The organism is Acidimicrobiia bacterium, assembly GCA_040881685.1.
GTDB lineage: Bacteria > Actinomycetota > Acidimicrobiia > IMCC26256 > PALSA-555 > SHVJ01.
Genome location: JBBECS010000029.1, coordinates 1 through 3,316, shown reverse-complemented (window position 1 = coordinate 3,316; position 3,316 = coordinate 1). Strand labels below are relative to the sequence as shown.

Sequence of the window (3,316 nt, the reverse complement as noted above, 5' to 3'; positions counted from 1 at the left end):
CTCCTCCCGCATGGGTCGCTCCGAGCTCCTGGTCAGACCGCCAGGAGCTCTCGCTCCGCCCCCATTCGAGGGGCGGAAGGAGGGGGCGGGAGACGGGTTTGGTCCGTACACTTGGGCGCCGTGACTGCGTCCGAGTTCACTCACCTCGATCCACTCGGGCGAGCCCGCATGGTGGACGTGACGTCCAAGGAGCCGAGCCACCGGCGCGCCGTGGCCCGGTGCAAGGTCTTCATGGAGCCCGCCACGGCGTCCAAGATTGCCACCGGAGCGATCACCAAGGGCGACGTGCTCGCAGTGGCCCGGGTCGCCGGGATCCAGGCCGCCAAGCAGACCCCGACCCTGCTCCCGCTGTGCCACCCCCTGCTCGTGGGCTCGGTGCTCGTGAACTTCCGCATCGAGGAGAGCCACGTGGAGGTGGAGGCGCACGTCGACACGGTGGACCGCACCGGGGTCGAGATGGAGGCCCTCACCGCCTGCGCCGTGGCCGCGCTGACCGTCTACGACATGTGCAAGTCGGTCGACCGGGCCATGACCATCGGGGAGCTGGCCTTGTGGGAGAAGACCGGCGGGCGCTCCGGCCACTACCGGCGCGCACCCGGCCACGACCCGGAGTTCTGACCGAAAAACCTCGAACATCGCCGGATTCCGGAGGTGTTCGGGGTGGGGGTTGACCGCTCCGAACCCATCCCGACTACCATGCTCGGCATTCAGCGGCATCCGTGTGGATGCCGCTGTGCCTTGGTACGGTCCGCGAACCCGACCCGAGGGCGGAGAGGAAGCCGAAGTCTTGGCAATTCTCGTCATTCTGGTACTGGCGATCTTGTGGGCCGCCGTGCTCGTGCCACCGATCCTGCGCTCGCGCGCCGAATCGGGGGCGGCCGGGGGCATCAGCGACTTCTTCGGCCGGATGCGTGAGGGACTCGGGCACCGCGCGCACGGCGGCGACCCGTCGCTTCCCGCGCTCCAACCGATCATGGGTCCGGTCAGCCCCATGGGTGGATCCCCGATGATGTACCCGGGCGCGCCGGTCGGCCCCGTGCAGGTTCCCGGCGGGATGTCGCCAGCCCAGCGCCGCCGCCGCGACGTTCTCGTCGGCTTGCTCGGTGCCGTCGGGATCACCTTGGTGATGGCGTTGTTCTCGTCGGGCGTCGCATTCTGGGTGCTGCACCTGCTGGCCGACGTGCTGCTGGTGGGCTACGTGTACCTGCTCCTCCAGCGCAAGGCGCGTTCGAGGGGCGGGGAGCGCCGGCCGATGCCGGCCCGTCCGGGCCCGGTCGTGCCCAACTTCCCGAACGTGCACGACCTCACGGCGCGCCGGTTCCCGCCGGCCACGGCGCCGTCACGCGTGGAGGCGCCCCGCGAGGCGACCGTCCTCGCGCTCCGGCGCAGCGCCTCCTGGTAGCACCCGCGATCGCCGGCTCCGCCGACTCGCGCTCGCGCACGACCGCGTTCGCCGCCGCGCGCTCTGAAGTTGTCAAAGAGCTGGTGGGGAAGTGATGCCTGTCGCCCTGACCGATCGGGGACCGTTCCGGCGTGACGCGGCTCAGGGTGCTCGGGCGAGCTGGTCGACGCGTACGAGGCGGAGTCCGTCGGGTTGGGAAGGGTCGCCTTCGAGGCGCCAGGGTCCGTTGGGGACGAGCATCTGGTGATGCCCGCAGGCGCGGCCCGCGAGCACCACGTTCTGGGGGTCGTGGGTGCCGCCCTCGCAGCGGGGAATGAGATGGTGCTCCTCGAGGCCGAGTGTCGCTTCGCACGTGCCGACGCGGCAGTGCAGGTCGCGGGCGCGCACGAAGCGGCTGGTCTCGGCCGGGACGCTGCTGGTGTCGGTGCGTGCGCCGAAGAGCTGCCCGCCCTCGACCGTGACCGAGGTGACGGCGGCATCGTCGACGAGATTGGCCAACGTGGCATCGGCGATCGCGACACCGTCGACCTCGGCGGGTCCGTGAGCCGGCACGTGGAAGGTGATGTGGGAGCGCAGCGGGCCAGGCTTCGCGTCGGCGAAGCCCTTGCAGAGATCGACCAGGGCATCGGCGCCGCGGTGGGCGAGGGTGTCCCACGGTTGTCCCCTGGCCGGGCGCATGCGATCGGTCATGCGCTCGAACACCGCGCGCACCAGCGCACCTTCGACATCGGGGATCTCACCGCGCACGGCCAGCATCCCGGTGTCGCGCCGCCACCACCACTTGAGCTCGCGTGCTTCGCGCCGGGCCGCGGCTTCAGCTGCGGTCACGCCGCGGCGGTTCCTGGCAAGGCGCTCGAGCTCGAAGGGTGAGTAGCTGGGTGCGCGCCGGGCCCATTCGGCGTCGTCGGCCGCGGTCGCGACCTGGAGCAGCGGCACGAGCTGATCCGATGACAGGGCGCCGGCGTGTGCCGCGGCGGCGATCGCAGGAACGGCCTCGAGACGGCGCGCCATCTCCAGCGTCTGGCGAGCGGTGCGGGGTGACTCGTTGTGCCGACCCCGCAGGGCGTCTTCGGCCAGATCGGCGTCGCCTCGCTCATCGAGCACCCGGCGGAGGGCGAGCTCCTCGACCTTCAGGGACCGCTGCGCGGCGATGACCGAGTCGAGGCGGGACCGCAGCCAGTCGACCGAGTGGCACCGAAGCTCAGTGAGGTGGGTGGTCAGATCGAACATACGTTCGACTCTAGACCACCCGTGGGACAGTGAAAAACAGGCCTCCGACCTGCGGAAACGCTGAAATCGGCCGCCGGGAGGGCTACCCGGACTGAGGGAAGACGATGAGGAAGAAGATCAAGAGCAGCAGGGTTCCGCCGAGCACGAGGAACGCGGTCAGGGCCCAGCGGAACGTGCGCAGGCTGTGGGTCAGGTCGACCCAGGTCGGCTCGGGGTCGTCGTCCGGCTGCACCGAAGCGTGGGCAGGCGGTGGCGCCGGGGGTGCAACCGGAGACCGAACCATCTCGGCGACGAGCGCCCGGTCGTACTCCGCCCGCCGCGCCGGATCGCCGAGCACGTTCCAGGCCTCGTTGATCGCGGCCATGACGTCAGCGGGCGCGCCGTCGCTCAACCGATCGGGATGCGCGTCGAGCGCCTTCCGTCGGTACGCCTGACGAAGCTCAGCCGGCGTTGCTTCGCGACGCACACCCAGTCGTTCGTAGTGGTTCGTGGCGGCGAGCCTACGCACGCGCGCACGGCAATGACCCCGAAGCCGCCGAGAGGCGCTTTGGTAGCGTGGACCGTTCCGGGGGTGTAGCTCAGTCCGGTAGAGCGCTACGTTCGCAACGTAGAAGCCGTGGGTTCAAGTCCCATCACCTCCACCACCTTCTCGCAGGTCAGACGATGACCTCGGCTTCGTCTTCA

Annotated in this window: 4 protein-coding genes and 1 tRNA gene; 3 read left to right on the top strand and 2 right to left on the bottom strand. The window is 70.2% G+C overall.

Annotated elements, in window-relative coordinates; all coding sequences use genetic code 11:
• Positions 1–120: 120 nt before the first annotated feature.
• On the top strand, positions 121–618 hold the full coding sequence (gene moaC, locus WEE69_07120; protein ID MEX1145059.1) for a cyclic pyranopterin monophosphate synthase MoaC: 498 nt from the start codon (positions 121–123) through the stop codon (positions 616–618).
• 169 nt (positions 619–787) lie between these two features.
• Positions 788–1,402 (top strand): hypothetical protein, encoded by a 615-nt coding sequence (locus WEE69_07115; protein MEX1145058.1) that lies wholly within the window; start codon positions 788–790, stop codon positions 1,400–1,402.
• Positions 1,403–1,543: 141 nt separating this feature from the next.
• Here the strand turns inward: WEE69_07115 and WEE69_07110 are convergent, their stop codons facing one another.
• A complete protein-coding gene (locus tag WEE69_07110; protein MEX1145057.1) occupies positions 1,544–2,632 on the bottom strand; it encodes a hypothetical protein in 1,089 nt (362 codons plus the stop codon).
• Between the two features lie 82 nt (positions 2,633–2,714).
• Positions 2,715–3,140 carry a J domain-containing protein gene (locus WEE69_07105; GenBank protein ID MEX1145056.1) on the bottom strand — a complete coding sequence of 142 codons (426 nt, stop codon included), beginning with the start codon at positions 3,138–3,140 and terminating at the stop codon, positions 2,715–2,717.
• 59 nt (positions 3,141–3,199) lie between these two features.
• On the opposite strand from WEE69_07105, the gene WEE69_07100 reads away from it, so the two are divergent.
• A tRNA-Ala gene (locus WEE69_07100) sits at positions 3,200–3,276 on the top strand.
• Positions 3,277–3,316: the final 40 nt, after the last annotated feature.

Coding starts and splice junctions, on each gene's coding strand:
- WEE69_07110 (MEX1145057.1), bottom strand. CDS start 2,632: ATGTTCGATCTGACCACCCACCTCACTGAGCTTCGGTGCCACTCGGTC.